This window comes from Streptomyces sp. NPDC058457, from assembly GCF_042720695.1.
Taxonomy (GTDB): domain Bacteria; phylum Actinomycetota; class Actinomycetes; order Streptomycetales; family Streptomycetaceae; genus Streptomyces.
Window position 1 is genome coordinate 154,532 of the sequence record NZ_JBHXLU010000001.1, and the last position, 26,226, is coordinate 180,757.

Sequence of the window (26,226 nt, forward strand, 5' to 3'; positions counted from 1 at the left end):
TTCATGTCCAGGCAGCCGAACCGAGCGCGCGGTGCGCGCCGGCTGCCTGGGGGTTGCGCAGCGGTACCACCCCCACACAGCGGCCGTCGTGGTCGAGCAGCCGGCCCATGTGCTTGACCGTGCGCAGCACCACCGAGCGGTCGGCGACGGTCAGCCGGGGCAGCTTGCGGGACAGATGGGCCTCGAACGCGTGCACGTCGCGCAGGTCGCGGAGCCAGACGTCGATCACCAGGTTGTACGGCCCGGCCGTGATCGAACACGAGCGGACCTCACGCACCCCCGCCAGCACCCTGCTGGTCTCCTCGACGTACTGGCCCGGCACCGAGGCGAAGTAGACGGCGGACAGCGGCCAGCCCGACAGCGGCCGGGCCAGGTCGCAGCGCAGACAGAGCCGGGAGGCGAGCAGTGACTGCACCCGGCGGCGCAGGGTGGTGAGGCTGGTTCCGGTGGCCGCCGCCAGGTCGCGCAACGACATCCGGCCGTCCACGCTGAGGAGTTCGAGCAGGCGGGTGTCCAGCTCCTCCCAGCGCGGCTCGGCCAGGGGCGCCGGCAGGCCGGACGGGGGGAGCGCCGCTTCGAGGCGGGCCGCCTGGGCCTCGTCCAGGCTGCGCAGCCGCCAGCGGCTGCCCTCCGTCGAGACGCCGGTCGAGATATGGGTACGGGTCGCCCGCACCCCCGGCGTCCGCTGGAAGAGCGAGGTGGTGAGCCGGGCCAGCTCGTCCAGGCTGCGGGTCTGCACGGCGGCCACCAGGTCCCGGCCGCCCGCCGTGAGCTTGATGTTGGGCACCGCCGGGTCCTTCGCGATGGCCCGCGCCACGTCCTCGGCGGCGCCCGGCTCGGCGTCCACCTCGACGGTCCCGGTCACCACGATCCGCGGGTCGTACAACCGGGGGTAGGCGGTCACCCAGGCCAGGCCCGCCTCCTGGAGCCGCTGCCAGCGCCGGGCCGCGGTGACCGGGTTGACCCCGAGCACCTCGCCGACGAGCGTCCACGGCGCCCGGGGACGGATCTGCAGGGCATGCACGACACAGCGGTCCAGCTCGTCGAGTTCCGGCTCCGGGGCGGCACGATCCTGCACACCCATGAGTGGCGCTTCTCTGCACGCGGCGCGGGAATCCGGCGCGAAGTCTGCATCGTCACACCAGGTCTTCCTCAGCATTCCACACTCCCTTCTCCTGTTCCCGACCGTCCCCGACCGTCCCCGACTGTTCCCGACAGAGGAGGAGTGACCGCACCCCATGACGGATCCCATCGCCCCCCAGACCGCTCTGCGGATCCACGGCGCCCGTCTCATCGACGGCACCGGCGCCGCCCCGGTGGACGACGCCGTAGTCACCATCGATGCCCAGGGCTCCATCGCCTACGCCGGTCCCGCCGCGACCGCCCCGCCCGCCGCCGGTGAGCGGAGCGTCGACGCCGGTGGCCGCACCGTACTGCCCGGCTTCTTCGACTGCCACGTCCACCTCGCCTACGCCCACGGCGCGGCGCCCGGCCGCCGCGCCGAACTCGACCCCGTCCTGGTCACCCTGGACACCGTCACCCGGCTGCGCCGGACCCTCGACGCCGGCATCACCACCGCCCGCGACCTCGGCGGCCTGCCGGCGGGCTTCCGTACGGCCGTGGAGACCGGCCGGATAGTCGGCCCGCGCCTGCACACCGCCGTACGCATCATCAGCCACACCGGCGGCCACGCCGACGTCCGGCTGCCCGACGGCACCGATCTCAGCGCCGGGATGTCCGAGATCGCCGACGACACGGCCGCCGCGCGGCTCGCGGTGCGCCGGGTGCTGCGCGACGGCGCCGACCTGGTCAAGGTCTGCGCCACCGGCGGCATGGGCAGCCCGTACGACGACCCCGACGACGAGGGCCTGTTGGAGGAGGAGATCCGGGCCGTCGTGGACGAGGCCCGCCGGCACGGCGGCAAGCCGGTCGCCGCGCACGCACAGGGCAACGCGGGCATCCTGAACGCGATCCGCGGCGGCGTCACCAGCATCGAGCACGGCTACGGCCTCGACGAGCGCGCCCTCGATCTGGCGGGAGAGCGCGGGGTGTTCGTCGTACCGACGCTGTCCACCGTCTACGCGGGCATCAACAAGGACACGATGCCGGACTACCACTACCAGAAGAAGACCCGCTGGTCCGGCGTGACCAAGGAGAACATCGCGCGGGCCATCGAGTACGGTGCCCGGATCGCCCTCGGCACGGACGCGGCCGTCGGCCCGCACGGCGTGAACCTGATGGAGCTCTCCTACCTGGTGGACCTCGGCATGGACCCGATGGCCGCCGTCGTCGCCGGTACCCGCACCGCCGCCGAACTCCTCGGTGTCGCCGACCGCCTCGGTACCCTCGGCGCAGGCCGCACCGCCGACCTCGTCATCTGCGACGGGGATCCGCTCCGGGACATCGGCGTCCTCGGCGACCCCGCGAACATCGTCTGCGTCGTCCAGGACGGCGTCGTACGCAAGGATCTCCTGCCAGCAACGCCGGAAGGGCGGCTCTGATGTCCTCACTCACCGACCTCCCCGCCCCGAGCGAGTCCCCGGACAGACGGCGCCCCAGCGGCGTCGACCGGGTGCTCGCGCTGATCGAACGCGTCGGCAACGCGCTGCCCAACCCGATCCTGCTGTTCACCGCGCTCTTCCTGCTCCTTGCCGTGGTCTCCACCGCGCTCGCGCTCGGCGACGTGCACGTCACCGTCCCCGGCACCACCGACACCAGGCCGATCACCGGGCTGTTCACGGGCGAGGGCGTGCGCTGGCTGACGGAGAACCTCGTCACCAACTTCGCGACCTTCCCGCCCGTCGCCGCCGTACTGCTCATGATCATGGCGGTGGGGGTCGCGGAGAAGGCGGGACTCCTGGAGACCGTCATGCGGGCCACCCTGGCCCGTGCGCCCCGGGCGCTGCTGCCGTACCTGGTCGCACTGGTCGCCTGTCAGGCGCACATGATCAGCGATGTCGCCGCGATCGTGCTGCCGCCGCTGGCCGCCGTGGTGTTCAAGAGCGCGGGCCGTCATCCGGTGGCCGGTCTGATCGGCGGTTTCGCGTGTGTCGGCGCGGGCTATGCGGCCGGGTTCACGATCGGCTCGCTGGACGCCCTCTACATCGGCATCACCCAGCAGGCGGCCTCGGTGCTGCCCGCCGCCAAGGGCCTCGACCTCAACCTCCTCGTCAACTACTTCTTCACCGCCTCCAGCAGCCTGGTCCTCGGCCTGCTGGGCGGCTTCCTCATCAGCCGCGTCCTGGAACCCCGCCTGGGCACCTACGAGCCCTCCGCCGACGAGCCCGAGGAGGAGCAGGACCTCGCCCTCACCCCCGTCCAGCGCCGGGGCCTGCTGTTCACCGCGCTCGTCGTCCTCGCCTACGCGGCCGCGGTGCTGTCGCTGTGGCTGCCCGAGGGCGCCCCGCTGCGCGGCGACGGCGGGGCACTGGTGCCCTCCCCGCTGCTGACCGGCATCGTGCCGGTGCTGTTCGGGGCGTTCCTGCTGGCGGGCCTGACCTACGGCTTCACGGTCAAGGCGCTCAGCGGTTCGGAGGGCGTGGTCACGGCGATGACCGGCTCCGTGCAGAACATGGCCGGCTATCTCGTCCTGATGTTCGTGGCCTCCCAGGTCATCGCCCTGTTCAACTGGTCCGACATCGGCATCCTGCTCGCCGTGAAGGCGGCGGCCGGCCTGGACGCGATCGGCCTGACCGGCTTCTGGGCGCTGGTCGCGTTCGTGCTCCTCGCCGCCTGCCTGAACCTGTTCATCGTCTCCGGGTCGGCGCTGTGGTCGCTGGTGGGGCCGGTGTTCGTACCGGCGTTCATGCTGCTCGGCATGAGCCCGGCCCTCAGCCAGGCGGCGTTCCGCATCGGCGACTCGGCCACCGGCATCATCACGCCGATGAACCCGTACGTCTTCCTGCTCCTCGCGATGCTCCGCCGCTACGAACCCGACGCCCGCCTCGGCACCCTCATCTCCCGGCTGGCCATCTTCACCGTGCCGTTCCTGGTGGTGTGGCTGGCCGTCCTGGGCGTCTTCTACGGTTTCGACCTCCCGCTCGGTCCGGGTGCGCACATCGGCCTCAGGTGACCGGGTTACCCGGCCGCCGCCCAGTCCCGTACGACCTTCGCGAACTCCCCGGGCAACTGCTCGGGGAGTGGCACATGTCCGCCGGACAGCACCCGGGTCTCGCAGCCGAGGGCCGCCGCGAACTTCTCCAGGGACGGCAGCGAGTAGTGGTCGCCGGGGGCGCAGACGGCGAGGGTACGGGCGGTGACGAGCGGCAGCCGGCGGTCCATCTCGTAGGTGCGGACGGCGACATGACCGTCCTCGACGCGGTCCAGGACGGTCAGCGCGTCGACCATGAACCGGTTGAGCGCGGCCTCCTGGCCCACCTCGTAGAAGCCGCGCCGGTGGTTCCACAGGTCGAGGAGGTGGGAGCCGTCGGGCACCGGGTCCACATGGTCGACGGGCTTGCGCTCGGCGGCCGTCCGGCGTTTCTCGTCGTCGATGAACGGGACGGCGGACAGCAGGAGGCTGGCCACACGGTCCTGGAGACGGGCGGCCAGCTCCACCGCGATCACCCCGCCGGTGTGATGGCCGACCAGATGGAAGCGGTCCAGGCCGAGTTCGTCGGTCAGATCCTCGGCCGCGTCGGCGAACCGCTCTATGGAGTGCGGCCCCTCGGGCCTGGCGGAGGCGCCGAAGCCGAGGGTGTCCATCGCGATCGCGCGGTATCCGGCGCCGACGAGCGGCAGCACGTCCAGGTACTCGGTCCAGGAGCGCGGGGTCTGATGGAGCATCAGGACGGGTTCGCCGGTGCCACACTCGACGTAGTGCAACTGGCCGAATCTGCTGGGCACATAGCCTTTACGCACGGTCTTCTCCCTCAGGTGAGTTGGGGCAGTACAGCGCTGCCCACCGCCTCGATCAGGTCGGTGGGCGGGTCGTAGGAGCCGACGTGCTGGAGGAACACACCGGAGACCCCGCTCGCGCGCAGGGCGCGGAGCCGGGCGGCGATCTCGTCGGCGGTGCCGATCAGGCAGAACTCCTGGGCGAACCGGAGCGCGTGCTCGTCGCTGATCCAGGCCGAGCAGATGTCGACTGCCGCCTGCCAGTCCTCCGCGTGGACCAGGTCGGGGTAGACGCCCTCGACCTTTTCCGGCACGTGGACGTCGATGCCCGCGAGGGCGAGGAAGGGCGCCCCGCCGTTCTGGGCGATCGAGGCGCAGATCGGCTTGAGCTGCCGGGCCTCGGCCTCGACGTCGTCGGTGACGGCACAGAACGCGGAGGCGGTGAGCGGCGGAAGGGCCGCGCGGGCGGCGGCGCCCTCCCGCACCCGGGCGGTGGCCTGGGCGAGGGTCCGCGGGGAGACCCCGCTGAGCAGGATCACCCCGTCGGCGACCTCCCCGGCCAGCCGCAGGTTCTTCGGCCCGCTCGCGGCCAGGTGCAGGGGGACAGCGGGGCCCGGGTCGCGCAGGCGTGAGCGGACCCCGCCCGGGAACTCCCACTCCTCGCCGGAGAGGAGGGCGCGCAGCATGCGGATGCCCTCGCGCATCGCCGCCGAGGTGCTCTGCCGCAGTCCGACGGGGCCGACCGAGCTGTTGCCGACGCCGAGGCCGAGCGTGAAGCGGCCGGGCGCGAGTTCGGCGACGCTCCGGGCGGCGGAGGCCACCACGGCCGGGTGGCGGGTCGCCAGATTGGTGACGGCGGTGCCCAGGCCGATGCGGTCGGTGCCGAGGGCGGCGGCGGTGACGGTGGTGAACACGTCCCGCCACAGCAGCTGGGAGTCCGGGAACCAGACGTCGTCGAAGCCGAGCCGCTCCGCCCGCCGCACGGTCTCCAGGACGCGGTCGGCGCGGTCGCAGGGCGGGACGCGGACGCCGACCCTCACCGGGCCGCCACCAGAGGGGTGTCGACCCCGACCGGACCGATCCCGTTCGCACCGCCCGGCGTCCCCAGCGGCGCCGCCCGCCCCGGCAGGGCCTCCTCGAAGAACCGCCTGTTGTCGGCGCGGAACTCGGGGTCGGCGAGCCGGTCCACGGTGATCGCCTGCTCGGGACAGGCCGTCTCGCAGGCACCGCAGTCGATGCACTCGACGGGGTTGATGTAGAGCTTGCGTTCGCCCTCGTAGATGCAGTCGACGGGGCACTCCTCCACACAGGAGCGGTCCATGATGTCGACGCAGGCCGCTCCGATGACGTAGGCCATGTCAGTTCTCCTTCTGGGCGGGGTGCCCGGGGTTCTCGGTCGAGTGCCCGGGGAACAGCGCGGCCTCGGGGTCGATGACGGTGGCCGCGTTGTTCACGGCGGTGGCGACCTCGCCGAAGCCGACCGCGATCAGGCGCACCTTGCCCGGGTAGGCGGTGATGTCGCCGGCGGCGAAGACCCGGGGCAGGTTGGTGGCCATGCGGGTGTCCACGGTGATCCGGCGCGCGTTCAGGCCGAGTCCCCAGTGCTGGAGCGGACCCAGGTCCGCGATGAAACCGAGGGCCGCGACCACCGTTTCGGCCGGAACCTCCCGGGTGGCCTTGGTGGTGCGGTGCCGCAGCTCGACCCGCTCCACGCGCGCGGTGCCGTGCAGGGCGCTGACCTCGGTGTCGGTGATGATCTCGATGCCGAGCCCGCGGACCTTCTGCACGCTCGCGTGGTGGGCGCGGAAGCGGGCGGTGCGGTGCACGAGCCGCACGGACCGGGCGATCGGCGCGAGGACGGCGGCCCAGTCGAAGGCGCTGTCGCCACCGCCGACCACCACCACGTCCTGCCCGGTGTGCGCGGCGGGGTCCGGCACGAAGTACACCTGGCCGCGCCCCAGGAAGTCCTCGCCCGCCGGCAGCGGCCGGGGCGTGAAGGTGCCCACCCCGCCGGTGACGACGACCGCTCCGGCGCGGACCACGGCTCCCCGGTCGCTGCGCACGACCGGGTACAGGTCGGGCCCGTGCGTCAGCTCCACTGCCCGGTGGCCCAGGAGGTAGCGGGGGCCGTACGGCTCCGCCTGCGCCACCAGGTTCGCCACCAGATCGCGGCCGCGCACCGCGGGGAACCCGGCGATGTCGAAGATCGGCTTCTCGGGGTACATGGCGCTGATCTGGCCGCCCAGCTGCGGCAGGACGTCCATGACGGTGACGCCGAGTCCGCGGAAGCCCGCGTAGTAGGCGCCGTAGAGGCCCGCGGGGCCGGCGCCGACGATCAGGATGTCCGTCTCGATCGTGCCGGGTTCGTCCGTGCTCGTCGGCACGTCGGTGAGAACGCTCATGGCCCGGGAGCGTAGGAGCGGGTCCGGATACCGCCCTACGGTTTCGTTCCGGTGAGCAGGACACGGCGCCCACGCCTCTTCGGCAGGGCGAGCAGGACACGCGGCTCGTCCCTCCGGTCGTTCCGGTCAGCAGGACGCTCGGCTCACACCTCCCGGCCCGGCACTGGGACCGTCCTCCCACCCATGCAGCACGACGCCGGGAGGGCGACATGCACACGGACGGCATCCGCGGGACGTCAGGCCGAAAGGGGGCGGTGGGCGCGGCACTGGCCCTGCTCCTGACCACGGCCTGCTCGGCAGCCACCACGGACTCGACGGGGGCGTCGGCGGCGGGGCTGCCGACGGTGCGGGTCGCCCTCGGCATCGACGCCTCGTACGCCCCGTTCTATCTCGCCGAGGAACGCGGGCTGTTCAAGAAGGCGGGCGTCAACGTCGAGCTGGTGAAGACGGAGGGCGGGCCCGCCGCCTCCCAGGCCGTCACGGCGGGCACCGCGCAGATCGCGGCCAACGCCGACTCCACGGCCCTGCCGCTCATGGTCACCGACCCCCGACTGCGCGCCCTCGGCGTGTTCCAGTCCTCCGACCGCTACCTCAAGGTCGTCCTGCGCAACGGGATCACCTCGCCGAAGCAGATCAGGACGATGGCGTCGATCGGCGGGCTCGGCCTGTACGCCACCCACCAGTACCTGCTGCACAACGGCATCGACCCGGACTCCGTGAAGATCCTGCAGAGCTCGGCCCCGGAGATCCCCGGCCTGCTGGAGCGCGGCTCGATCGACGGATACATCCTGTACGAGCCCTGGGCGGCCAAGGGCGCCGCGTCCGGCGGGCACATCACCGCACGCATCGGCGACTTCGGCGTGCGCTACGTGCAGTGGCTGCTGGCCGACCAGACCTGGCTCAAGGACAACGAGGACACCGCCGGCAAGGTCTTCAAGGCCGTCGCCCAGGCGGACGAGCTCGTCACCTCCGACCCCGAGGCGGCCGCCGAGGCGTCCGACAAGCAGGTGAAACTCCCTGTCGCGGACACGAAGAAGGTGCTGCCGGAGATCACCTTCGCCGCCCGCGGCATCGACGACAGCGACGTCACCTCGTCACAGAAGATCGTCGACTTCCTGCTCGACCAGAAGCTGATCAAGAAGTCGCCCGACCTGGACACCACCCTGCTCAAGGGCTGGTACGCGCAGCACACCAAGTGAGCTCCACGTGCCCTGTGACGCAGGGGACGCCGTCGCCCTTCACCACGGCGACGTCGAGCGTCACGCGTGTTCCCGCGTCACAGGGCTCGGCCGTACGGACCGTCCCGGTCCAGGTGAGCGGCTCCCCGGCCACGGCGGTCGCACGGTTGCGCCAGCCCACGGACTCCAGGGCGGCCCCCGGCCCGGCCCACTCCAACGCGTAGCGGCTGAGTGTCTCCCCGTGCAGGGTGGACTGCACGACGACACCGGGGAACCCCTCGGAGGCGGCGTACCCGGCGTCGTAGTGGATGCGATGGGAGTTCCACGACACGGCGCTGAACCGGAACACCTGCACGGAGGTGTGGGTGTACGAGCGTGGCGGACAGACCTGCCCGGCCGCGGGAACGGCGCTCACGGGCCCTCCAGTACGACGATCGTCTCGTCCATGGCCACCAGTTCGGCACCGTCGGGTGCGGTGAAGCGGGTCGTGACGCCCAGCAGGACGAAGTCGCCGCTGCGGCCCTGCCGCCGGTCCGCCGACGTCACCGCGCGCGAGGCGGTCACGCGGGTGCCGGCGACCGGGGTCCGGCGCAGACTGACCGTCTGCCCGCCGTGCATCTGGCGCACGGGCAGGCCCTGGGTGCACGGCGACTCGCGGGCGGCCAGCCCGTCGGGGCGCAGCTCGTGCTCGGCGGGGCCGTCCTGCCAGCTCATCGTCATGGCGAGGTAGAGCGCCGGGGCGGCGACCTGCCCGCCCGCCGCCTCCTGGGCCCGGGCCCGGCGGACGTAGTCGACGTCGTTCAGGGCCGCCGCGAACCGGCAGAAGTCCTTCACGGCGAGTACCCCGCAGTCCTCGCTCTCCCACTCCCCGACCAGCTCACGGGCCCGTGCGAGAACCTCGTCGAGTACGGCGCTCACCGCAGCGACCTGGCGATGCCCAGGGCGGCGGTACGCAGCGCCACAGCGTGGCCGGGGCCGTCCATCCGGTAGGTGGGCGCGGTGATGGACAGGGCCCCCACCAGCGTGGACTGGGGGCTGAAGACGGGCACGGCCATGCTCGTGTAGCCCAGGCGGATCTCCTCCGCCTCGGTCGCCACGCCGCCGTCGGCCCGGATCCGCTCCAACTGGGCCCGCAGCCGCCCCGGCGAGGTGACGGTGTGCCGGGTGAGGGGCTTCAGCCCGCTGCGGACCACCTCGGCGAACAGCGAGGCGGGGGAGTAGGCCAGGATCGCCTTGCCGGTGGCGGTGCAGTACAGCGGCAGCCGGCCCGCGACCCGGGACTCCTCGCTCAGGCCCCGGTGCGGGTAGATCTTCTCCAGGTACACGACGTCCAGGCTGTCGTGGATGGCGAAGTGGATGGTCTCCTGGGTGGCCAGCAGCAGGTCTTCCATGTACGGCTGGGCCACCTCGCGCAGGATCCGCTGCCGGTGCACCCGCTGCCCGATCTCGAAGAGCCTGAGCCCCAGCCGGTAGTCGCAGCCCGAGCGCTCCAGGAGCCCCCAGACGACCAGTTCCTGAGCGAGCCGGTGCACGGTCGCCTTGGCGACGCCGGTGCGGCGCACCAGCTCCGCCAGGGACAGCGCGTCGTCCTCGGCGGTGAACGCCTCCAGGATCGGCCTGACCTTGCCCAGGACCGAGTTCATGGTGTCCTGACCGGGAGCCTCGGCCCGTGGGATGACGGAACCGCGCGGGACGGCGAGTGCGGGTTCGGCTGGAGTGGTGTCGGCGCGGCCGACCGTGGTGACGGTCATGGGCGGAACCTCCCGGTCAATCCGTTGCCATGCGGAAGTCAGTCCTCTGTCATGCGGGAAACGGAACCACGCGTCCCGTGATCAGGCCATAGGCCAGGTGTAAATTCGCCGTACCGTTAGCGGGCCTCGCCGAGGAACCCCAGGCTGAGCGGGTTGTACAGCTCCGCCTTCTCGTGCTGCGGCCAGTGCCCGCACTCGGTGAAGACCTCCAGTCGGGCCCCGGGGATCGCGGCGGCGATGGCCTCGCCCTCCGGAACGTCTCCGAACGGGTTCTTGTTGGCCCAGACCACGAGGGTGGGGGCCTTGATCCGGGCCATGCGGTCGGGCCGCAGCAGGTTGCGCTCGCGCCGGCCGACCTCCTGGAGGGCCAGCAGGTTGTGCAGGTTCCGCTGGAACTCGGGCTGGTGGTAGATCTCGTACCGGACCCGGGTCAGCTCCTCGCCGAGGTCCTCGTCCCACTCGGCCCACAGCAGCCGCAGCCGCTCCCGGGTGAGGGAGATGTCGTCCTCGAGGGCCGCCGCCGTCGTCGAGGCCTTCAGCCGCTCCATCACCTGCGGATTGATCTTCGTACCGCCCATGCACAGCAGCTGCAGGGAGGCGACCCGGTCCGGGTGCTCGCTCGCCGCCCAGGAGGCCACCCAGCCGCCCAGCGACTCACCGACCAGGTGCGCCCGCTCGGCGCCCACGGCGTCCAGGTAGGCGATCAGGTGCTCGACGTACGCGGGGATCTCCCCGGGCCGGTCCGGCTTGTCGGTGTAGCCGTGGCCGAGCATGTCGATGGCGTGGACGCGGTACCCGGCGGCGGCGTGCACCGGGATGTTCCTGACGAAGGCCTCCAGGTGGCCGGTGGTGCCGTGCAGGAAGACGACGTGCTCGCCGCCCTCCGGCCCGGCCTGCAGGGCACGGGTACGGATGCCGCCGGCGTCGACGTAGGCGAGGTGGTGGTCGGTACCGGTCAGTTCGGTCCAGATGCTCATGACTGCCTTTCGGGAAGCGCGGGGGACGCGGGCGGCGCGGGGTGCGCCGGGTCGAGGACGGCGACGGCCATGCCGGTGAGCCACTCGGGCATCTGCTCGTAGGCCAGCCGTTGTCCCGGGACATGGCCGAGAGCGGCCGCCATGAGCAGCCAGGTGCGGATCTCCTGGGCGCCGTTCCCGGCCCGCTTCTCCAGTTCCCCGGTGGTGAGGCCGGTGAGACGGCGGGTCTCGCCGCGCTCCACCAGGCCGAGGAACTCCTCGTCGAACTCCGGGGTGAGCGCGGCCTCGGCGGCCCGGATGATCTCGCGGCGGCGGACGTCGTAGTCCTGCCAGTTCTCCCGGCCGTTGAGCCAGGCGTCGACCATGAACTCCTCGTCGCCGCCGTGCGGTTCACGCCAGTCGGGCCAGGGCAGCCGGTGCGAGAGCCCGCCGGAGCCGATCACGGCGACCCGGCGGTCCTCCGGGAAGGAGAGGATCGTCTCCCTCATGGCACGGCCGAGTTGCTCGCAGCGCTCCAGGGTCGGCAGCGGCGGCGCGAAGACGTTGACGACGAGCGGGACGAGCTCCACGTCGAGGCCGTCGAGCAGGTACTGGATGGCGTGCGACTGGCCGTGGTCGATCTGGAGCCGGGCGGAGAAGGCGATGTCGAAACCGTGGCCTTCGACGAGGGAGCCGGCGAGGTGCCGGGCCAGCGGGACGTCGACCCGCTGCGGGCCCTTCGGGGTGCCCGACTCGCCGCTCGCCATGCACTCGCCGACGCCGAGGGTGAAGCTCGGGATGAGGTCCAGCCAGAAGCCGCGGAAGTGGTTGGAGCCGACCAGCACCACCGTGTCCGGGCGGGCGGCGGCGAGCCGGTCGCGGGCCTCGGCGAGGGCGTCGCGGAAGCGTTCGGCGCGGTCCTTGTGGAAGGTCTGGTCCCAGTGGGTGTTCATCAGCGTGCTGTGCGACGCGCCGACACCCAGGACGATCTCGGTCATGCCGGGTCTCCAGGGATCTCTGAACGGGAGCGGGTGACGGTGTCGAGGGCCGTACGGATCAGAAGGCGGGTCAGCCTCTCCATCGCCCGCACGGAGACGGTGTTCATCCCGCGTGCGAAGTCGATCTCGAAGGGCGCCTCGGCCTGCGGGACCTTCGGCATGCCGACGCGGATCGTCGGGATGCCGCGGCCGCGCAGGATGTTGGCGTCGGTGGCGCCGCTGTTGCCGCGGATCACCTCGTGCTCGCGGCCCTCGAAGGCCTCCCAGGCCGCGGTCGCGGACCGGCAGACCCAGCTGTCCGGGTCGGTCCGGGTGCCCGGGACGGCGAGGACCATCTCCGCGGTGACGCCCTCGAACTTGTCGAGCGTGGCGAGGAATTCCCGCTTGGCCTGCATCGGCGTGGTGCCGGGGGCGATCCGCAGGTCCACCATCAGGGTGCAGGAGGCCGGCGTCACCGCGGCCATCCGGGGCCAGCCGCCGCGCACGGAGGAGACGATGCCCTGCGGGGCGACCGTGCCGCCGGTGTGCCGCTCGGCGTACTCGGCGAACCACTCCTCCAGGTGCCGGGCGACCTCCCCGGCGCGGGCGATGGCGTTGTCGTACGGCAGCCGGTGGCGCGATCCGACGTAGGTGTGCGTGCCGGGGACGGTGATCTCGAACCAGACCAGGCCGACCTCGTCCCAGGAGACCGTCCAGCCGGGCTTGGCGATGATCGCGTAGTCCGTCCACACGCCCTGTTCGAGAAGGAACGAACAGCCCACTCCCTGCCCGGTGTTGAACCTCGCGTTACCGGGCCGGGCGTTGGTGGGCATGCCGCCCGCGCCGAACGCCGCGACCAGGTCGCCGGTGAGCGGGACGCCGGCCCGGGCGATCGCCTCGGCGGCCATCATCACGCAGGCCGCGTGCCCCTTGGGGTTGGCGGCACCGAGGCCGGTGACCAGGTCGCCGTACACCCGCGCCTGCGGCCGCATGTCCTCGCGCAGCTCCGGGCCGATCCACGGGAGGTCCTCGCGCTCGTCGCCCACGGTGAGGGTGTCGACGGGGGCGTAGAGCATGAGGTCGGGGCCGGTGCCGTCGCCTTTGAGGCGGGACCGGGCGTTGGCCTGGCGGTCGTCGAGGGGGTTGATGGTTGAATCTTTAATGGTATGTGACATGGTGCCAGCTATGTGCCGGGCCAGCGGCCCCTCGTCGCCCGTCGGGCTCGGGATGTCCACCAGCCCGGTGATCAGCTCGCGCAGCCGGTCGCCGCTGACCTGCCGCCAGGCCTCCGTGACCCAGGCGGAGCGCCGCTCGTCCAGGCCCGCGAGTTCCGGCAGGGCGTTCACTGGTTGACCCGGTGGACCTGGGTCATGGTGGTGCGCGCGAAGCGCCTCGCGGCCACCGGCAGCCCGATGGCGAGGGCGGCTCCGGCCAACAGGGTGAACAGGGTGCGGGTCATGCTCAGGCTCCCTTCTCGGTGTTATCCGGCGCTTCCGGTGCGGGAGTCGCGCCGGTCCCGGCCAGCTTCTTGCCGTACTCCTCCTCGCTGAGGTTCCGCCAGGAGGTCAGGGAGACGTCGGGGCGGTAGAGCTTCTCCGGAGGTGCGTCGGTGACGTCGACCATCCAGGCGTCCTGGCCGGAGAACTGGCCGTGGAACAGCCAGCGGATGGCGCCCAGGTACTTGGCGTAGAAGCGCAGGGTCGACCAGCCCTCGGTGAAGTTGACCATCACGCCCACGTAGTTGTGGCGGTCGGCGTCCACCGGGACGTAGAACTCGTAGTGGATGAAGTTGGGGTAGACGATCCGCAGCACACCCGGCATGGACAGGGACGCGAAGCCGGGGAACTCCTGGGCCTCGATCGTCGGGTTGATGCTGTCCGCCCTGCCGGTGTTGCCGATGTTGAAGGTCTCCTTCGGCGGCTGCATCTTCCACCAGCGCTTGTTGGACCAGTGGCCCACGCCGGGGAAGTCGGCCTCCCAGTGGACCTCGTCCTGGACCCGGAAGATCCAGCGGCCCTTGGGCACGATCCTGGTGATGTTCCAGGTCGGCATCGGCTTGAAGAGCCGCCACAGGGCCGTGCGGTGCAGGTACTTGGCGTGCCCCTCGTCGAAGCCGTTCTCGCAGGCGAACCGCCAGTTGCCGCCGCGCGGCTCGATCCGGCCGCCCATCACGAACGGGTTGGAGACGAGCTCCTCGGGAAGCTGCTCGTCGATGGGGTGGGGCTCCTCGTCGGCCAGCGGGATGTACACCCACACCATGCCGAGGCGCTCCTCGACCGCGTACGTCCGTATGCTCACCTTGCCGGTCAGCCGGCAGCCGGGTCCGTCGGTGATGACCGCGCTGAGCTTTCCGGTGGGCAGGTCGAACGTCCAGCCGTGGTAGGGGCAGCTGACCGTGCCGGGGAACTGCTGGTCGCCCTCGGAGAGCGGCACCCCGCGGTGCGGGCAGCGGTTGTGCAGGGCGTACGCCTTGCCGCCGTCCCGGATGAGCGTGATCTTCTCGCCGCAGATCGTGAACGGCTGCGGCTTCCCGGTCAGGTGGCTGGACCAGGTGACCGGGTACCAGTAGCCGCGGAAGCCCTGGGCGGCGCCGTCGTAGTGCGGCCATGAAGACCAGTCCTGCCGGCCCGGCGCGGACCGGCTCCTGTTCTTCGGGCCTTCACCCGTCGTCATCGTGCGTGACCTCCTGCTGCCGTCGGTGCGTGATGACGAGCTTCGGGTCACGGCAGGTGGCGGCCTACGAAACCGTTCCGCTGAGCAGACCGCCGACGCACCGGCGGCCCTGGACTGCGGGCGTCCCGCTCAGCGGACCACCGGCCATGCGCGTACCGCCCGGCGCGTTCTACGGTGCGCGAATTCCCCGCACCCCCGGTACCGCCCCCAGGCCGCTTCCCGCCAACACTCCGAGGTGCTCATGGAGCCACAGGCCAGCAGCAGAAGCCTCCTTCCACTCGACACGAAGGGATCGTGACCGATGACGAAGGCCATCCAGACGGGCCCCGCGCCCGCCCGGACCGAGGGCGCCGACAGCCGGGAGGGCGGGCAGGGCGCTGCCGTCCGCGTCGACGGCGTCGGGATCCGGTTCGGCTCCTTCCACGCGGTGGACGGCATCACGCTGGACATCGCCGCCGGTGAGTTCCTCTGTCTGCTCGGGCCGAGCGGCTGCGGCAAGTCCACGCTGCTGTCGGCGCTGGCGGGGTTCGTCCGGCCGTCCGAAGGGGTGCTGACCGTCGACGGGCAGCCGGTCACCGGACCCGACCCGGACCTCGGGATGGTGTTCCAGAGCAGTGAGGCGCTCTTCGACTGGCTGACCGTCCGGCAGAACGTGGCCTTCGGTCCCCGGATGCGCGGCCGCTCCCGCGCCGAGCAGCACGAACTGGCTGACGAATACCTGGGGTTGGTCGGACTGCGGCACTGCGCCGACCGGTTCCCCGGGCAGCTCTCGGGCGGTATGCGGCAGCGGGTACAGATCGCACGGGTGCTGGCGAACCAGCCCCGGGTCGTGCTGATGGACGAGCCGTTCGGCGCGCTCGACGCGCAGACCCGGCAGGTCATGCAGGAGGAGATGGCCCGCATCTGGCAGGCATCCGGCTGCACGGTCGTGTTCGTCACCCACGACATCGACGAGGCGATCCTGCTGGCGGACCGGGTCGCCGTCATGACGGCGGGCCCGGCGGCCTCCGTCAGGTCCGTCTACCCGGTGGACCTGCCCCGGCCCCGGGACGAGGACGACCCGGCCGCCCTCGACCTGCGCCGCAGCCTGCGCCAGGACATCGGCGAAGAGGTCCGCAAGGCCCTGCGCGAGCAGGGACTCGACCCGGAGGAGACTTCGTGACCACCGTGACCGTCGCCGCCCCGCCGAAACCGCGCGCCGAGCGCAAGGCGGTCCTCGGACTGCGGGCCGCCGGCCTGTACACCGTCTCCGTGCTCGTCGGCCTCGGCGTCTGGCAGCTCCTCGCCCTGCACTACGGCCCCTCGCTCGTGGCGTCCCCGCACGAGACCTTCACCGCCGCCGGCGACCTCGCCGCGGACGGCACCCTCACCAACTCGATCATCGCCTCCAGCCGCCGCATCCTGATCGGCTGGGGCCTCGGACTGCTCGTCGGCGTCCCGGCCGGACTGCTCGTCGGCCAGATCAAGGTCGTGCGCCAGCTCCTGGAGCCGTACATCGAGTTCTTCCGGTTCATCCCACCGGTCGCCTTCGTCACGCTGGCCGTGGTCTGGCTGGGCATCGGCGAGTCCTCGAAGGTCGTGCTGATCTTCTACACGGCCGTCTTCATCGTCATCCTCAACACCAGCGCCGGGGTGATGTCGGTCGGCGAGTCCAAGCTGCGCGCCGCCGCCTCCCTCGGCGCGAGCCGGGGGCAGATCCTGCGCGGGATCGTGCTGCCCTCGACCGTGCCCTACATCGTCACCGGTGCCCGGCTGGCCATGGGCAACAGCTTCCTGACCATCGTGTCCGCCGAGATCGTCGCCGCCCAGGTCGGTCTCGGCTCCCTGATCTGGACCTCCCGCAACTACGGTCGCATCGACTGGGTGTTCGTCGGGATCATCACCCTGGGCATCCTCGGGTTCGTCTTCGACCGCGTGCTGCGGATCGCGGCCTCCCGGGTCCTGCGTCGATACGGAGTGAAACTGTGAGCAACGAGTCGAGTGCCCTGGTCCTCGAACGGTTCGGGGTGCTGCCCCGGCTCCTGGAGCGGCCGGTGCCGGAAGCGCGGCCGGGCCACACCCTCGTGCGGATGCTGGCGGCACAGGTCGGCCACCTCGATCTCAACGTCGTGGACGGCAGGTTCGGCATCCTGCCGGACCTGCCCGCCGTGCCCGGCACCAACGGGGCCGGCCTCGTGCTCGCCTCGGACACCCACCCGGTGGGCAGCCTGGTCAGGATCAACGGCAAGGGACTCGGACTGCGCCGGGACGGCTGCTGGCAGGGCCACGCCCTGGTCCCGGACGCCACCGCGATCCCGGTGCCGGAGGGCACGGATCCCGCGCTCGCCTGCGGGTTCTCCACCCCGGCCGGTACCGCCTGGGCGGCCGTCCACTCGGTGGCGGGCGTGCGGCCCGGCGAGCGGGTGCTGGTCACCGGAGCCGCGGGCGCGGTCGGATCGCTGACCGTGCAGGTCGCGGCGCGGGCCGGGGCCGAGGTGATCGGCGTGGTCGGGCGGCCCGCCAAGCTGGACCGGGTACCGGCCGCCGCGAAGGCGGTCCTGGCGGGGGAGCTGACGGCGGACGCGGTCGGCGGGCCGGTGGACGTGGTCGTCGACACCGTGGGCGGGCCGGTGCTGCGGGCCGCTCTGGGCCTGGTCCGGCCGCGCGGCCGGGTCGCCCTGGTCGGCTACACCGCGGGCCGCGAACTCACCGTCGACCTCGCGGACTTCCTGCTCGCCGACGTCTCGCTGCTGCCGGTGAACCTGATGACCCGGGGCCGGGAGGTCGCCGCCGACGTCGACCGGATGCTGGGCGAACTGGCCGCCGGAGAACTGGAGTTGCCGGTCGAGCGGCACCGGCCCGAGCGGCTGGCCGAGGCGGTGGAACGGCTGCGGACGGGGGAGGCGGTGGGGAAGGTGGTACTGGACTTCTCCTGAGCGGGGTCAGTCCCGGGCGCGGTCCGGTGCGACGACGGCGTGGCCCCGGCAGCACACGGCACCGTCCGTGCGGTGCTCGACGAGATCGAGGGTGATCTCACCGCTGACCGGGTCCACGCCCCGTACGGAAGCGGTCACCGTGAGCCGGTCGCCCGGGTGAGCGGGCGCCCGGTTCTGCCAGGAGACCTCACGCACCTGTCCCGTCGGCCCGGCGTGGGCCGCGGCCGCCCGGTGCAGCAGACAGCCGTGCAGCTGTGCCATGACGACCGGCCCGGCCAGGCCCTCGGACCGGGCGAAGGCGGTGTCGTAGTGGATGCGGTGCGTGTTGCGGGTGACCGCGCCGAAGCGCAGCAGCATGACCTCGTCGGGCACGAGCTCCGCCACCGCCCGCGAAACCGCAGCCTCTGCCGTCGCGGCCTCCGTCATCGAAGCCTCCGTCATCGCCGCCTCTGTCATCGCACGATGAACCTCTCCGTGACCTCGATGAGCGTGACCTCGGCGAGGGGGCCGCGTTCGGCGGCGTACGTCTTCTCCACCGTGATCAGGAGCAGATCCGGCCGTTTCCGGTCGACAGCCGTGACCGCACGGCGTACTTCGACACGGTCGCCGACCCGGACCTCCCCGACCCAGCGCACCGCCTGACCGCCCGCCATGAGCCGTACGTCCAGCCCGTCGGTGCCCGGCACCTCGTCGCGGTACATGCCGTCCGGCCGCAACTCGTCCGGCTCCACGCCCGGTTCCGGCCGCAGCAGGCTGACGAGGTACATCGGGTGCACCACGAAGGCGGGGTCCGCGGGATCCACCAGTGCAGGCGCGGTGTCCCCGGCGGCCCGTGCGAACTCGGCCGCCGCCTCGGCCCGTACGACTCCCAGCGAGCGAGCCTCCCAGTGGCCCATCGCCGCCTGGGCTCTTTCCTCAGCGACATCCAGCATGCCGGGGACCCTAGGAAGAGCCGCACCTCCGTGGCCACAGACCCGGACCACTCAGCGGACCGCCCCGCTTGGACCCGCCCGTGCCGCCCGGCACGATCCGGTCATGGATCTCATGGACATCCAGGCGCCCCCGCAGGGCGCCTACGCGGAGGCGGACGGCGTCAAGTACCACTACATCGAGCTGGGCACGGGCAGCCCCACGATCTTCCTGCACGGCGGCGGCCCCGGCTGCACCGGCTGGTCCGACTTCGGGCAGGTGGCCCCGCTGTTCGCGGCCGGCCGGCGCTGTCTGCTGGTCGACATCCTGCAGTACGGCAGGTCGGCGAAGCCCGTCATCGAGGGCCCCATGTGGGACTACCACGCGGCGAAGACCGTGGCCCTGATGGACACCCTGGAGATCGACCGGGCCGACTTCGTCTGCAACTCCTGGGGCGGCACCATCGCGCTGAACCTGGCCGCCAAGTACCCCGAGCGGGTCCGGTCGTTGGTGGTCACCGGCAGCATGCCGGTCTTCTACGGCCCGCTCGCCCCGCTCCCGGAGGGCGGCCGCCGCGGCCGCAACGCCCGGGACGTCTACTACGGCGGCGACGGCCCGTCCCTCACCAAGATGCGCGAGCTGATGGCCCGCCTGGAGTGGTACGACCCCGAGGCCGTCCCCGAGGGCACGGTACGGCTGCGCTACGAGCAGAGTCTCGACCCCGAGGAGACCGCACTGGCCGGCGCCTCCGACAACCCGCGCGGCGACTGGCAGGACCTGACCGCCGAACTCGGCACGATCCAGGCCCCCGTGCTGTTCATGTGGGGCATGCAGGACGCCTTCCTCACCCCCGACTACCCGCTGATGCTCGCTCGCATGATCCCCAAGGGGAACCTGCACGTGATGAACGAGGCCTCGCACCACCTCCAGGAGGAGCGGCCGTACGACTTCCACAGCGTGGTCGACGGCTTCCTGAACCAGCGGCACGGCTGACCGAAGGACAGAGGACAGGAGGACAGGTGAGCGCAGTGGAAACCCCGCGGGTCGTCGAACTGACCAGCCCCTTCACCCGCTTCGCCGGCCGGCTGCTGGTCGGTGTCGGCTACGAGGTCGTCCTGGCCGAACCCCCCGAGGGCCACCCGGACCGGCAGGAGGACCCGGCCGGCTTCGCCCACTGGCACGCCGGAAAGCGCTCGGTGACCGTCTCGGGGCCACCGGAGCTGCGCCGCCTGCTCGCGGGCGCCGACATCCTCCTCGACGGCACCCCTGGCGGCGCCGACACCACCGGCCTCGACCACCTGGTCCACGTCCGCGTGACCCCTTTCGGGCTGGTCGGCCCGCGCAGCGACTGGCAGGGCACCGATCTCGTCGTGGCCGCCCTCGGCGGGATGCTCGCCCAGGTGGGCGACCCGGACGGCCCGCCCCTGCACCTGCCGGAGAACCAGGCGGAACACCTTGCGGGTGTCAACGCGGCGATCGCCGCCCTGCTGGGTCTGCGGGCGCGTCGGCGCGGCCCCGGACAGCTCGCCGACGTCTCCGCGCAGGCCTGCGTCGCCGCCGCCCTGGAGGCCGGCACCCTCGCCTATCTGCACGAGGACCGGGTGCCGCCGCGCCCCGGACCCGTACACCCGCTGGTCCCGCACGGGCTGTTCCGGGCCGCCGACGGCCAGCTGGGCGGCGGGCTCGGCGGCAGCCCCCGGATGTGGGACGCGCTGCTCGACTGGCTGTGCGAGCAGGGCGCGCAGGCGGACCTCACCGAACCCCGCTGGCAGGACCCGGTCGAGCGCAAGAAGCACCAGGAGCACGTCTTCAAGGTCGTCCAGGACTTCGCGGGCACCTGGCCGAAGGCCGAGTTCGCGGAGCGGGCCCAGGACCGCAAGCTGCCCTGGGCCGCCGTCGACGTGCCGGCCGAACTGCCGGACAACCCGCAGCTCGTGGCGCGCGGCTTCTTCACCGAGGTCGACGGCCGCACCGACCTCGGATTCCCGTTCGCGTTCCCCGAGGGGCACCGGATCACCTCGCTCAGCACACCCGGCCGCGGGGCCGACCAGGTCCTGCTCGACGAGGAGCGCCGGGTCCGCACCGGGGGCGACGGCTCGGCCCGCCCCGCCCTCGACGGCGTCCGCGTCCTCGACCTGACCTGGGTGCTCGCGGGCCCCTACTGCACCAAGGTCCTTGCCGACCACGGTGCCGACGTCATCAAGGTGGAGTCGGCCGGCCGCCCGGACCCCACCCGGTTCGCGCCCTTCATGCACCTCTCCCGCGGCCCCCACACCGACCCGGACACCAACGGCTACTTCAACGAGGTCAACCGCAACAAGCGCAGCATCGCCCTCGACACCCGCACCGACGACGGCGTCGCCGTGCTGCGCGACCTCGTCGCCTCCTCGGACGTCCTCGTCGAGAACTTCAGCGCCACCGTCATGACCAGGCTCGGCCTCGGCTGGGACACCCTCCGCGAGATCAACCCCCGCCTCGTCTACGTCAGCATGTCCGGCATGGGCCACACCGGACCGCGGGCGGGCTGGGTGTCGTACGCCGACACCGTCTCGGCGAGTTCGGGGCTCACCGGCCTCACCGGCTGGGGGCCCGGCGACGTGGTCGGGGTCATCTACGGCCACGGCGACATCGTGGCCGGACTGCAGGCGGCGCTGGCCACCGTCGCCGCGCTGGAACACCGGGAACGGACTGGCCGCGGACAGCACGTCGACCTCTCCCAACTGGAGGCGATCGCGGCCCACATGGGCACCAGCCTGCTCACCTCCGCGCGGTCCCCGATCGGCAACACGCATCCGGTGTGGAGCCCGCAGGGCGTGTACCGGTCCCTGGGCGCGGACAACTGGCTTGCCGTCAGCGTCCGTTCGGACGAGGAGTGGGCGGCGCTGTGCCGGGTGATCGGACGGCCCGGCCTGGTCTCCGGAGGGGCGACGGCCCTCGACCGAAGGCGGCACAGCGCCCTGGTGGACGAGGCGATCGGCGAGTGGACGCGCACACTCCCCGCCGACCTGGCCGCCGAGTTGCTGCAACAGCAGGGGGTGCCCGCCGGGGCCGTGCAGGACGGCAGTCAACTGGTCGAACACGACCCGCAGCTGAGGGCGCGCGGCTTCTACGTCCGGATGACGCACCCCGCCGCCGGCGCCTTCCTCCACGAAGGCCCGCCCATCCGGCTCACCCGCACCCCCGGCTCGGTCCGCACGCCCGCACCGTTGCTCGGCGCCGACACCGCGGAGGTGCTGCGCGAGGTGGCGGGATACTCCCCGGAGCGGCTCCGGTACCTCCACGACGCGGGAGTGCTGCGGTGAGCGCCGCCGCCGTCACGGCCGTCGCCTTCCCCGTCGCCTCCGAACCGGCCGACCGTGACCGCGTGTCCGGGTTCAGGGCTGCCGGATCGACTGGCAGGGGGTCGTGGCGGGCAGCCGGCCCCTGAAGTAGGAGCGGGGCGGGACGCCCATCAGGGCACGGAAGTCGGTCGTCATGTGCGACTGGTCGAAGTAGCCGGTGGCGGCGGCCAGTTCGGACCAGCCGGCGCTGCCCGCCCGGGCGGCGACCGTCCGGACGCGCTCGATACGGGCGTAGTGCTTCGGGGAGACGCCGACGCCGTCGCTGAACAGGTTCCGCAACTGGCGTTCGCTGACCGACAGTTCCCGGGCCACGTCCTGCACCTGCGCGGGCGAACGGTCCATCCGCACCGACAGCGCGGCCACACCCGCCCGCAGCAGTGCCGTCCGGGCCGGGTCCGCCTGCTCCGCCAGCAGCCCGGGCAGCACCTCGGCGATACGGGGCAGCGCCTCCCGCGGATCCAGCCACCGCACCTCACGCGCGAACCGGCGGGCCACCCCGCCCGGCAGGGCGTCCAGCGGCACCACCCGGCCGACCAGCCCGGCGGCCGGAACACCCAGCAGAGCCCGGGCGGTTCCCGGTGCGAGGCGCAGCTCCACACAGGCGATATGGGCCTTCCCCTCGTGGTAGGCCGCCCGCACCCGCGGCCCGACGGCCAGCACGTCACGCCGCCCGTCCCCAGTCACCCGCAGCACCACCTTGGTCCCCGCGTCCGGCAACTGGACGAACGTCCCCTCGGGCGGGTCGGTGAAGGACATGGTCCGCACCTCCGCGACCCACGGGCGCAGCGCCTCGGGCGTGGTCGGAAGCGGTTCGGCGATGGTCATCGGCACCCTTCCACCGTAACGGCCCGGCGCAGCCGCCCGGTCGGGCCGGCCGTGCCGGAATTTCCAAGAGCCGGGCGCCCCGCCGGGCCCACCGTGGACCACATGATTCTGGTGACGGGTGCCACGGGCACCATCGGAAGTGACGTCGTACGACAACTGACCGGGCGCGGTGCGAAGGTGCGCGCCCTCACCCGCGACCCGGCCAAGGCGCAGCTGCCCGCCGGAGTGGAGGCGGTGCGCGGGGCCTACGGAGACCCGGCCTCCCTGGACGCCGCGCTGGCCGGGGCGACGGCCGTGTTCCTGCTGCGGCCGCCCGGCCCCGACGAGGGGCAGGACGCGGCACTGGTCGCCGCGGCGCGGGCCGCGGGCGTCGACCGGCTCGTGAAGCTCTCCGCCATCGGCACCGGCGACCCGGCCTCCGGCCCCTCCGGGTCGTGGCACGCGGCCGGCGAGCGGGCCGTGCGGGACAGCGGGCTCGCCTGGACGGTGCTGCGGCCGTCGTCGTTCGCCTCCAACACGCTGACTTGGTGCCAGGCCCTGCGCGCGGGCGAGCCGGTGCCCAACATGACCGGGGACGGCGCGTCGGGCGTGATCGACCCGCGCGACATCGCCGAGGTGGCGGTGCGGGCCCTGCTGGACGCCGGGCACGCGGGGCGGACGTACACCCTGACCGGTCCCGAGGCGATCACCGTCCCCGGCCAGGCCGCCGTGCTCGCCGAGGTCCTGGACCGCCCGGTCCCGGCCCGGGACCTGTCCCCGGACGAGACCCGCGAATTCCTCCGTACCGCCTGGGGCATGGACGAGACCCGGGCCGGCGGGGTGCTGACCGGCCTGGCGTTCGTCCGCGCCGGAGGCAACGCGGTGCTCACCGAGGACGTGGCCGAGGTGCTGGGCCGGCCGGCCCGGACCTTCCGGACCTGGGCCGCGGACAACAAGGCTCTCTTCGAGGTGGGCTGAGGTCGACGGGCGGCCCTGTGCGACGGGTTGAGGTCAATGGGGCTTGGTGTGCGCGGCGTCGAGACCCCGCCTCACCGGCTCCGCGGCCGCAGTACCGCCCCCGCCAGCACCAGGGCGGCCACCGCGAGCCCGGTCGCCACCCGGAACGCCAGCCGGTAGCCCTCCGCGGTGGCCGGGACCAGCTCCGCGCCCCGGTCGAGCAGTCCGGCGGTGCGGCTCGCCGCCAGCGTGCTCAGCACCGCAAGGCCCAGTGAACCGCCCACCACCTGCGTGGTGTTGAACAGCCCCGAGGCCAGGCCGGCGTCCTCCTCGGCGGCGCCGGACATGGCGAGACCGGTCAGTGGGGGCATCGCGGCCGCGAACCCGGCCGCCATCAGCAGCATGGGCGGCAGCACATCGGCGGCGTACGAGCCGTCGGCGGGGGCCCGGCTCAGCAGCGCCATGCCGCCGCTGATCAGCACCAGCCCGGCGAGCAGCACCCGGTACGCCCCGAAGCGGCCGATCGCCCGCGCGGAGAGGGTCGTCATCAGCACCCCGAGCGCCACCGGCGCCGGGAGGAAGGCCAAGCCGGTGGCCAACTCCCCGAATCCCAGGACCCGTTGGAGGTAGAGCGCGCCGATGAACTGGAAGCCGTACATCGTCGCGACCATCAGGATCTGCACGGCGTTCGCGCCGGTCAGCGACCGGGAGCGGAACAGCCTGGGCCGCAGCAGCGGGCGTCGGGCGCGCGTCTGGCGGACGGTGAACGCCGTGAACAGGACGAGGGTGAGCGCCGTCAGCAGCAGGGTCGTGGTCGTACCGCGGTCGGCGGAGCCCACGACGACGTACACGGTGAGCATCAGCGCACCGGTGACCAGCGCCGCGCCCGGGTAGTCGGCGCCGTCGCGGAGCCCGGCGCCGCGCTCCGGGGACAGCACCCGGACCGCCGCCACCCAGGCGACGACGCCGATCGGCAGATTGATCAGGAAGATCCAGTGCCAGCTCAGCGCCTGGGTCAGCGCCCCGCCGAGGAACGTGCCCAGCGTGGCGCCCAGCGACCCGACCGCGCTGAACACCGCGATGGCACGGGCCTGTTCACGCGGCTCCGGGAAGAGAGCGACCAGCATGCCGAGCACGACCGCCGAGGCCATCGCCCCGCCGACGCCCTGCACGGCCCGCGCCGCGATCAGCAGTCCCTGGCTCGTGGCCAGCCCGCACAGCACGGAGGCCGCGGTGAAGACGGCGATCCCGGCCGTGAACATCCGCTTGCGGCCCAGCAGATCACCCATTCGGCCGACCAGGAGAAGCAGTCCGCCGAACGGGATCAGATACGCGTTCACCACCCAGGCGAGCCCCGCCCCGGAGAAGCCCAGGTCGGTCTGGATCGCGGGCAGCGCGACGGTCACGATGGTGCCGTCCAGAATCGTCATGAGGGCTCCCGCGCACAGAATGGCGAGAGATGCCCGGCGAGGGTACGTTCGATGCCGTGTGCGCGTCGGTGACGTGGTGGCAGCCGTCATGGCGCTGTGGCCTCCGTGTTCTCCGGCGGAACCGGGTACCGGTCCCTTGGTGCACGACTTGTAACGGAGGACATCGTGGGTGACCATGGGAGTCGGCGTAAGGAGGCAGTCGGATGTCCCAGAGGAACACCGGTGTAACCGCCCAGGTCGTGAACGCGCACGCCTGCCCGGTCCGTGAGGTTCTTGACAGGGTGGCCGGCAAGTGGAGCGTCCAGATCCTGGTCGCGGCCTCGCACGGGCCCATCCGCTTCACCGAGCTGGAGCGCGGCATCGAGGGCATCAGCCGCCGGATGCTGACCCTCACCCTGCGCAACCTGGAGCGCGACGGACTGGTGACCCGCACCGTGTACCCGACCGTGCCCCCACGGGTGGAGTACGGACTCACCCCGGTGGCGCTGGAGTTGCACGAGACCCTGCTGGGGCTGACCGACTGGGCCGAGCGCAACCGCGGGTACATCGCAGAGGCGCGGGCGGCCTACGACGCCGAGCACCAGCCCGAACTGCTCGACGCGTAGACGGATCGGAACCGACGGGCCCGCCGGCTCTCAGAGCCCGAACAGCTCCGGGTCCGAGGTGAGTTCCTTGAAGATCTCACGAGGGTCGGCCACCAGCTTCCGGGCCTTCAGGTCCAGCAGCCCGCCGACCGCGTCGACCTCGGCGGCCAGCGTGCCGTCCGCCTTGGTTATCTTCTGGACCACCCGGAACGTCCTGCCGCCGCTCCACTCGAACGCGCAGGTCACATCGACCTCGTCACCGGCGAGCAGCTCCCGTTTGTAACGGATGGTCGTCTCCAGTCCCACCGGTCCCACGCCCCGCCCGATCAGCTCGGCTTGCGTGACCCCGGCCGCTTGGAGCAGCGACCAGCGGGCGTGCTCGGCGTAGTTGATGTACACCGCCTGGTTCACATGGCCCTGCACATCGGTCTCGTAGCCACGGACCGTGACGCGGACGGAATACGGTTCGCTCACGACTTCCCCTTCTCGTGTACGACGTTCGTGCCGACGTTC

The 26,226-nt window shown here is 72.3% G+C and carries 27 protein-coding genes; 10 read left to right on the plus strand and 17 right to left on the minus strand.

Annotated features, from left to right (window positions below):
* Nucleotide 1: 1 nt before the first annotated feature.
* Complete coding sequence (locus ACFWPS_RS00735; RefSeq protein WP_383699342.1) at nucleotides 2-1,084, minus strand: Lrp/AsnC family transcriptional regulator; 1,083 nt, start codon at nucleotides 1,082-1,084, stop codon at nucleotides 2-4.
* A gap of 154 nt (nucleotides 1,085-1,238) precedes the next feature.
* On the opposite strand from ACFWPS_RS00735, the gene ACFWPS_RS00740 reads away from it, so the two are divergent.
* Nucleotides 1,239-2,501, plus strand: a complete 1,263-nt coding sequence (locus ACFWPS_RS00740; protein ID WP_383699344.1) for an amidohydrolase family protein — start codon at nucleotides 1,239-1,241, stop codon at nucleotides 2,499-2,501.
* On the plus strand, nucleotides 2,501-4,072 hold the full coding sequence (locus tag ACFWPS_RS00745) for an AbgT family transporter (protein WP_383699346.1): 1,572 nt from the start codon (nucleotides 2,501-2,503) through the stop codon (nucleotides 4,070-4,072). The genes ACFWPS_RS00740 and ACFWPS_RS00745 overlap by 1 nt, the downstream gene beginning before the upstream one ends.
* Before the next feature lie 5 nt (nucleotides 4,073-4,077).
* On the opposite strand, the gene ACFWPS_RS00750 is transcribed toward ACFWPS_RS00745, so the two are convergent.
* From ACFWPS_RS00750 to ACFWPS_RS00765, 4 genes are read right to left on the minus strand one after another with little or no spacing between them, the layout of a single operon-like run.
* On the minus strand, nucleotides 4,078-4,860 hold the full coding sequence (locus ACFWPS_RS00750; RefSeq protein WP_383699348.1) for an alpha/beta fold hydrolase: 783 nt from the start codon (nucleotides 4,858-4,860) through the stop codon (nucleotides 4,078-4,080).
* 11 nt (nucleotides 4,861-4,871) lie between these two features.
* On the minus strand, nucleotides 4,872-5,876 hold the full coding sequence (locus ACFWPS_RS00755) for an LLM class flavin-dependent oxidoreductase (RefSeq protein ID WP_383699350.1): 1,005 nt from the start codon (nucleotides 5,874-5,876) through the stop codon (nucleotides 4,872-4,874).
* Nucleotides 5,873-6,193 (minus strand): ferredoxin, encoded by a 321-nt coding sequence (fdxA, locus tag ACFWPS_RS00760; RefSeq protein WP_383699352.1) that lies wholly within the window; start codon nucleotides 6,191-6,193, stop codon nucleotides 5,873-5,875. Before fdxA ends, ACFWPS_RS00755 begins: the two co-directional genes overlap by 4 nt.
* 1 nt (nucleotide 6,194) lies before the next feature.
* Nucleotides 6,195-7,238, minus strand: a complete 1,044-nt coding sequence (locus ACFWPS_RS00765) for an NAD(P)/FAD-dependent oxidoreductase (RefSeq protein WP_383699354.1) — start codon at nucleotides 7,236-7,238, stop codon at nucleotides 6,195-6,197.
* A 209-nt stretch (nucleotides 7,239-7,447) separates the two neighbouring features.
* Here ACFWPS_RS00765 and ACFWPS_RS00770 point away from each other — a divergent pair, with 209 nt between their 5' ends.
* Nucleotides 7,448-8,437, plus strand: coding sequence for an ABC transporter substrate-binding protein (locus ACFWPS_RS00770; protein WP_383699356.1), 990 nt, complete (start codon nucleotides 7,448-7,450; stop codon nucleotides 8,435-8,437).
* Here the strand turns inward: ACFWPS_RS00770 and ACFWPS_RS00775 are convergent.
* From ACFWPS_RS00775 to ACFWPS_RS00805, 7 genes are all read right to left on the minus strand, one after another.
* Nucleotides 8,406-8,831 carry an acyl dehydratase gene (locus ACFWPS_RS00775; protein WP_383699358.1) on the minus strand — a complete coding sequence of 142 codons (426 nt, stop codon included), beginning with the start codon at nucleotides 8,829-8,831 and terminating at the stop codon, nucleotides 8,406-8,408. The two genes, ACFWPS_RS00770 and ACFWPS_RS00775, sit on opposite strands and share 32 nt — an antisense overlap.
* Nucleotides 8,828-9,334, minus strand: a complete 507-nt coding sequence (locus tag ACFWPS_RS00780; protein ID WP_383699360.1) for a MaoC family dehydratase N-terminal domain-containing protein — start codon at nucleotides 9,332-9,334, stop codon at nucleotides 8,828-8,830. The genes ACFWPS_RS00775 and ACFWPS_RS00780 overlap by 4 nt, the downstream gene beginning before the upstream one ends.
* Nucleotides 9,331-10,167 (minus strand): IclR family transcriptional regulator, encoded by an 837-nt coding sequence (locus tag ACFWPS_RS00785; RefSeq protein WP_383699362.1) that lies wholly within the window; start codon nucleotides 10,165-10,167, stop codon nucleotides 9,331-9,333. Before ACFWPS_RS00785 ends, ACFWPS_RS00780 begins: the two co-directional genes overlap by 4 nt.
* A 116-nt stretch (nucleotides 10,168-10,283) precedes the next feature.
* Nucleotides 10,284-11,144: an alpha/beta fold hydrolase gene (locus ACFWPS_RS00790; RefSeq protein WP_383699364.1), complete on the minus strand. Its 861-nt coding sequence runs from the start codon at nucleotides 11,142-11,144 to the stop codon at nucleotides 10,284-10,286.
* A complete protein-coding gene (locus ACFWPS_RS00795) occupies nucleotides 11,141-12,121 on the minus strand; it encodes a catechol 1,2-dioxygenase (RefSeq protein WP_383699366.1) in 981 nt (326 codons plus the stop codon). The genes ACFWPS_RS00790 and ACFWPS_RS00795 overlap by 4 nt, the downstream gene beginning before the upstream one ends.
* Nucleotides 12,118-13,446 (minus strand): M20 family metallopeptidase, encoded by a 1,329-nt coding sequence (locus tag ACFWPS_RS00800; protein WP_383699368.1) that lies wholly within the window; start codon nucleotides 13,444-13,446, stop codon nucleotides 12,118-12,120. Before ACFWPS_RS00800 ends, ACFWPS_RS00795 begins: the two co-directional genes overlap by 4 nt.
* A 115-nt stretch (nucleotides 13,447-13,561) precedes the next feature.
* Complete coding sequence (locus ACFWPS_RS00805) at nucleotides 13,562-14,773, minus strand: Rieske 2Fe-2S domain-containing protein (protein WP_383699370.1); 1,212 nt, start codon at nucleotides 14,771-14,773, stop codon at nucleotides 13,562-13,564.
* A 301-nt stretch (nucleotides 14,774-15,074) separates the two neighbouring features.
* Between ACFWPS_RS00805 and ACFWPS_RS00810 the strand changes: the two genes are divergently transcribed.
* The 3 genes from ACFWPS_RS00810 to ACFWPS_RS00820 are packed head-to-tail and all read left to right on the plus strand — an operon-like array spanning nucleotide 15,075 to nucleotide 17,688.
* Entirely contained in the window at nucleotides 15,075-15,935 is an 861-nt protein-coding gene (locus tag ACFWPS_RS00810) for an ABC transporter ATP-binding protein (RefSeq protein ID WP_383699372.1), read from the plus strand.
* Complete coding sequence (locus ACFWPS_RS00815) at nucleotides 15,932-16,741, plus strand: ABC transporter permease (protein WP_383699374.1); 810 nt, start codon at nucleotides 15,932-15,934, stop codon at nucleotides 16,739-16,741. Before ACFWPS_RS00810 ends, ACFWPS_RS00815 begins: the two co-directional genes overlap by 4 nt.
* The gene (locus ACFWPS_RS00820) at nucleotides 16,738-17,688 is read left to right on the plus strand and encodes a zinc-binding alcohol dehydrogenase family protein (RefSeq protein WP_383699376.1); all 951 of its coding nucleotides are present in this window, start codon (nucleotides 16,738-16,740) and stop codon (nucleotides 17,686-17,688) included. Before ACFWPS_RS00815 ends, ACFWPS_RS00820 begins: the two co-directional genes overlap by 4 nt.
* A gap of 6 nt (nucleotides 17,689-17,694) precedes the next feature.
* Here the strand turns inward: ACFWPS_RS00820 and ACFWPS_RS00825 are convergent, their stop codons facing one another.
* Together ACFWPS_RS00825 and ACFWPS_RS00830 are read right to left on the minus strand one after the other, a co-directional pair.
* Entirely contained in the window at nucleotides 17,695-18,114 is a 420-nt protein-coding gene (locus ACFWPS_RS00825; RefSeq protein ID WP_383699378.1) for an acyl dehydratase, read from the minus strand.
* 26 nt (nucleotides 18,115-18,140) lie between these two features.
* Nucleotides 18,141-18,620, minus strand: coding sequence for a MaoC family dehydratase N-terminal domain-containing protein (locus ACFWPS_RS00830; protein WP_383699380.1), 480 nt, complete (start codon nucleotides 18,618-18,620; stop codon nucleotides 18,141-18,143).
* Between the two features lie 103 nt (nucleotides 18,621-18,723).
* Between ACFWPS_RS00830 and ACFWPS_RS00835 the strand changes: the two genes are divergently transcribed.
* Nucleotides 18,724-19,590 (plus strand): alpha/beta fold hydrolase, encoded by an 867-nt coding sequence (locus tag ACFWPS_RS00835; RefSeq protein WP_383699383.1) that lies wholly within the window; start codon nucleotides 18,724-18,726, stop codon nucleotides 19,588-19,590.
* Between the two features lie 26 nt (nucleotides 19,591-19,616).
* Nucleotides 19,617-21,899, plus strand: a complete 2,283-nt coding sequence (locus ACFWPS_RS00840; RefSeq protein WP_383699385.1) for a CoA transferase — start codon at nucleotides 19,617-19,619, stop codon at nucleotides 21,897-21,899.
* Nucleotides 21,900-21,971: 72 nt separating this feature from the next.
* Here ACFWPS_RS00840 and ACFWPS_RS00845 read toward each other — a convergent pair whose 3' ends face one another.
* Entirely contained in the window at nucleotides 21,972-22,763 is a 792-nt protein-coding gene (locus tag ACFWPS_RS00845) for a helix-turn-helix domain-containing protein (protein ID WP_383699789.1), read from the minus strand.
* A gap of 102 nt (nucleotides 22,764-22,865) precedes the next feature.
* On the opposite strand from ACFWPS_RS00845, the gene ACFWPS_RS00850 reads away from it, so the two are divergent.
* Nucleotides 22,866-23,720, plus strand: coding sequence for an NAD(P)H-binding protein (locus ACFWPS_RS00850; RefSeq protein WP_383699387.1), 855 nt, complete (start codon nucleotides 22,866-22,868; stop codon nucleotides 23,718-23,720).
* Between the two features lie 71 nt (nucleotides 23,721-23,791).
* Here the strand turns inward: ACFWPS_RS00850 and ACFWPS_RS00855 are convergent, their stop codons facing one another.
* The gene (locus tag ACFWPS_RS00855; protein WP_383699389.1) at nucleotides 23,792-25,219 is read right to left on the minus strand and encodes an MFS transporter; all 1,428 of its coding nucleotides are present in this window, start codon (nucleotides 25,217-25,219) and stop codon (nucleotides 23,792-23,794) included.
* 113 nt (nucleotides 25,220-25,332) lie between these two features.
* On the opposite strand from ACFWPS_RS00855, the gene ACFWPS_RS00860 reads away from it, so the two are divergent.
* On the plus strand, nucleotides 25,333-25,734 hold the full coding sequence (locus tag ACFWPS_RS00860) for a winged helix-turn-helix transcriptional regulator (RefSeq protein ID WP_383699391.1): 402 nt from the start codon (nucleotides 25,333-25,335) through the stop codon (nucleotides 25,732-25,734).
* Nucleotides 25,735-25,764: 30 nt separating this feature from the next.
* Here ACFWPS_RS00860 and ACFWPS_RS00865 read toward each other — a convergent pair whose 3' ends face one another.
* A complete protein-coding gene (locus ACFWPS_RS00865; RefSeq protein ID WP_383699393.1) occupies nucleotides 25,765-26,187 on the minus strand; it encodes an acyl-CoA thioesterase in 423 nt (140 codons plus the stop codon).
* Nucleotides 26,188-26,226: the final 39 nt, after the last annotated feature.

Bases quoted from the DNA above. Each gene is read 5' to 3' on its own strand.
- ACFWPS_RS00765 (WP_383699354.1), bottom strand. From the start codon at position 7,238: ATGAGCGTTCTCACCGACGTGCCGACGAGCACGGACGAACCCGGCACG.
- ACFWPS_RS00860 (WP_383699391.1), top strand. From the start codon at position 25,333: ATGTCCCAGAGGAACACCGGTGTAACCGCCCAGGTCGTGAACGCGCAC.
- ACFWPS_RS00735 (WP_383699342.1), bottom strand. From the start codon at position 1,084: ATGGGTGTGCAGGATCGTGCCGCCCCGGAGCCGGAACTCGACGAGCTG.
- ACFWPS_RS00810 (WP_383699372.1), top strand. From the start codon at position 15,075: ATGACGAAGGCCATCCAGACGGGCCCCGCGCCCGCCCGGACCGAGGGC.
- ACFWPS_RS00790 (WP_383699364.1), bottom strand. From the start codon at position 11,144: ATGAGCATCTGGACCGAACTGACCGGTACCGACCACCACCTCGCCTAC.
- ACFWPS_RS00855 (WP_383699389.1), bottom strand. From the start codon at position 25,219: ATGACGGCTGCCACCACGTCACCGACGCGCACACGGCATCGAACGTAC.
- ACFWPS_RS00740 (WP_383699344.1), top strand. From the start codon at position 1,239: ATGACGGATCCCATCGCCCCCCAGACCGCTCTGCGGATCCACGGCGCC.
- ACFWPS_RS00850 (WP_383699387.1), top strand. From the start codon at position 22,866: ATGATTCTGGTGACGGGTGCCACGGGCACCATCGGAAGTGACGTCGTA.
- ACFWPS_RS00805 (WP_383699370.1), bottom strand. From the start codon at position 14,773: ATGACGACGGGTGAAGGCCCGAAGAACAGGAGCCGGTCCGCGCCGGGC.
- ACFWPS_RS00770 (WP_383699356.1), top strand. From the start codon at position 7,448: ATGCACACGGACGGCATCCGCGGGACGTCAGGCCGAAAGGGGGCGGTG.
- fdxA (WP_383699352.1), bottom strand. From the start codon at position 6,193: ATGGCCTACGTCATCGGAGCGGCCTGCGTCGACATCATGGACCGCTCC.
- ACFWPS_RS00835 (WP_383699383.1), top strand. From the start codon at position 18,724: ATGGATCTCATGGACATCCAGGCGCCCCCGCAGGGCGCCTACGCGGAG.
- ACFWPS_RS00745 (WP_383699346.1), top strand. From the start codon at position 2,501: ATGTCCTCACTCACCGACCTCCCCGCCCCGAGCGAGTCCCCGGACAGA.
- ACFWPS_RS00795 (WP_383699366.1), bottom strand. From the start codon at position 12,121: ATGACCGAGATCGTCCTGGGTGTCGGCGCGTCGCACAGCACGCTGATG.
- ACFWPS_RS00845 (WP_383699789.1), bottom strand. From the start codon at position 22,763: ATGACCATCGCCGAACCGCTTCCGACCACGCCCGAGGCGCTGCGCCCG.
- ACFWPS_RS00830 (WP_383699380.1), bottom strand. From the start codon at position 18,620: ATGCTGGATGTCGCTGAGGAAAGAGCCCAGGCGGCGATGGGCCACTGG.
- ACFWPS_RS00825 (WP_383699378.1), bottom strand. From the start codon at position 18,114: ATGACGGAGGCCGCGACGGCAGAGGCTGCGGTTTCGCGGGCGGTGGCG.
- ACFWPS_RS00785 (WP_383699362.1), bottom strand. From the start codon at position 10,167: ATGACCGTCACCACGGTCGGCCGCGCCGACACCACTCCAGCCGAACCC.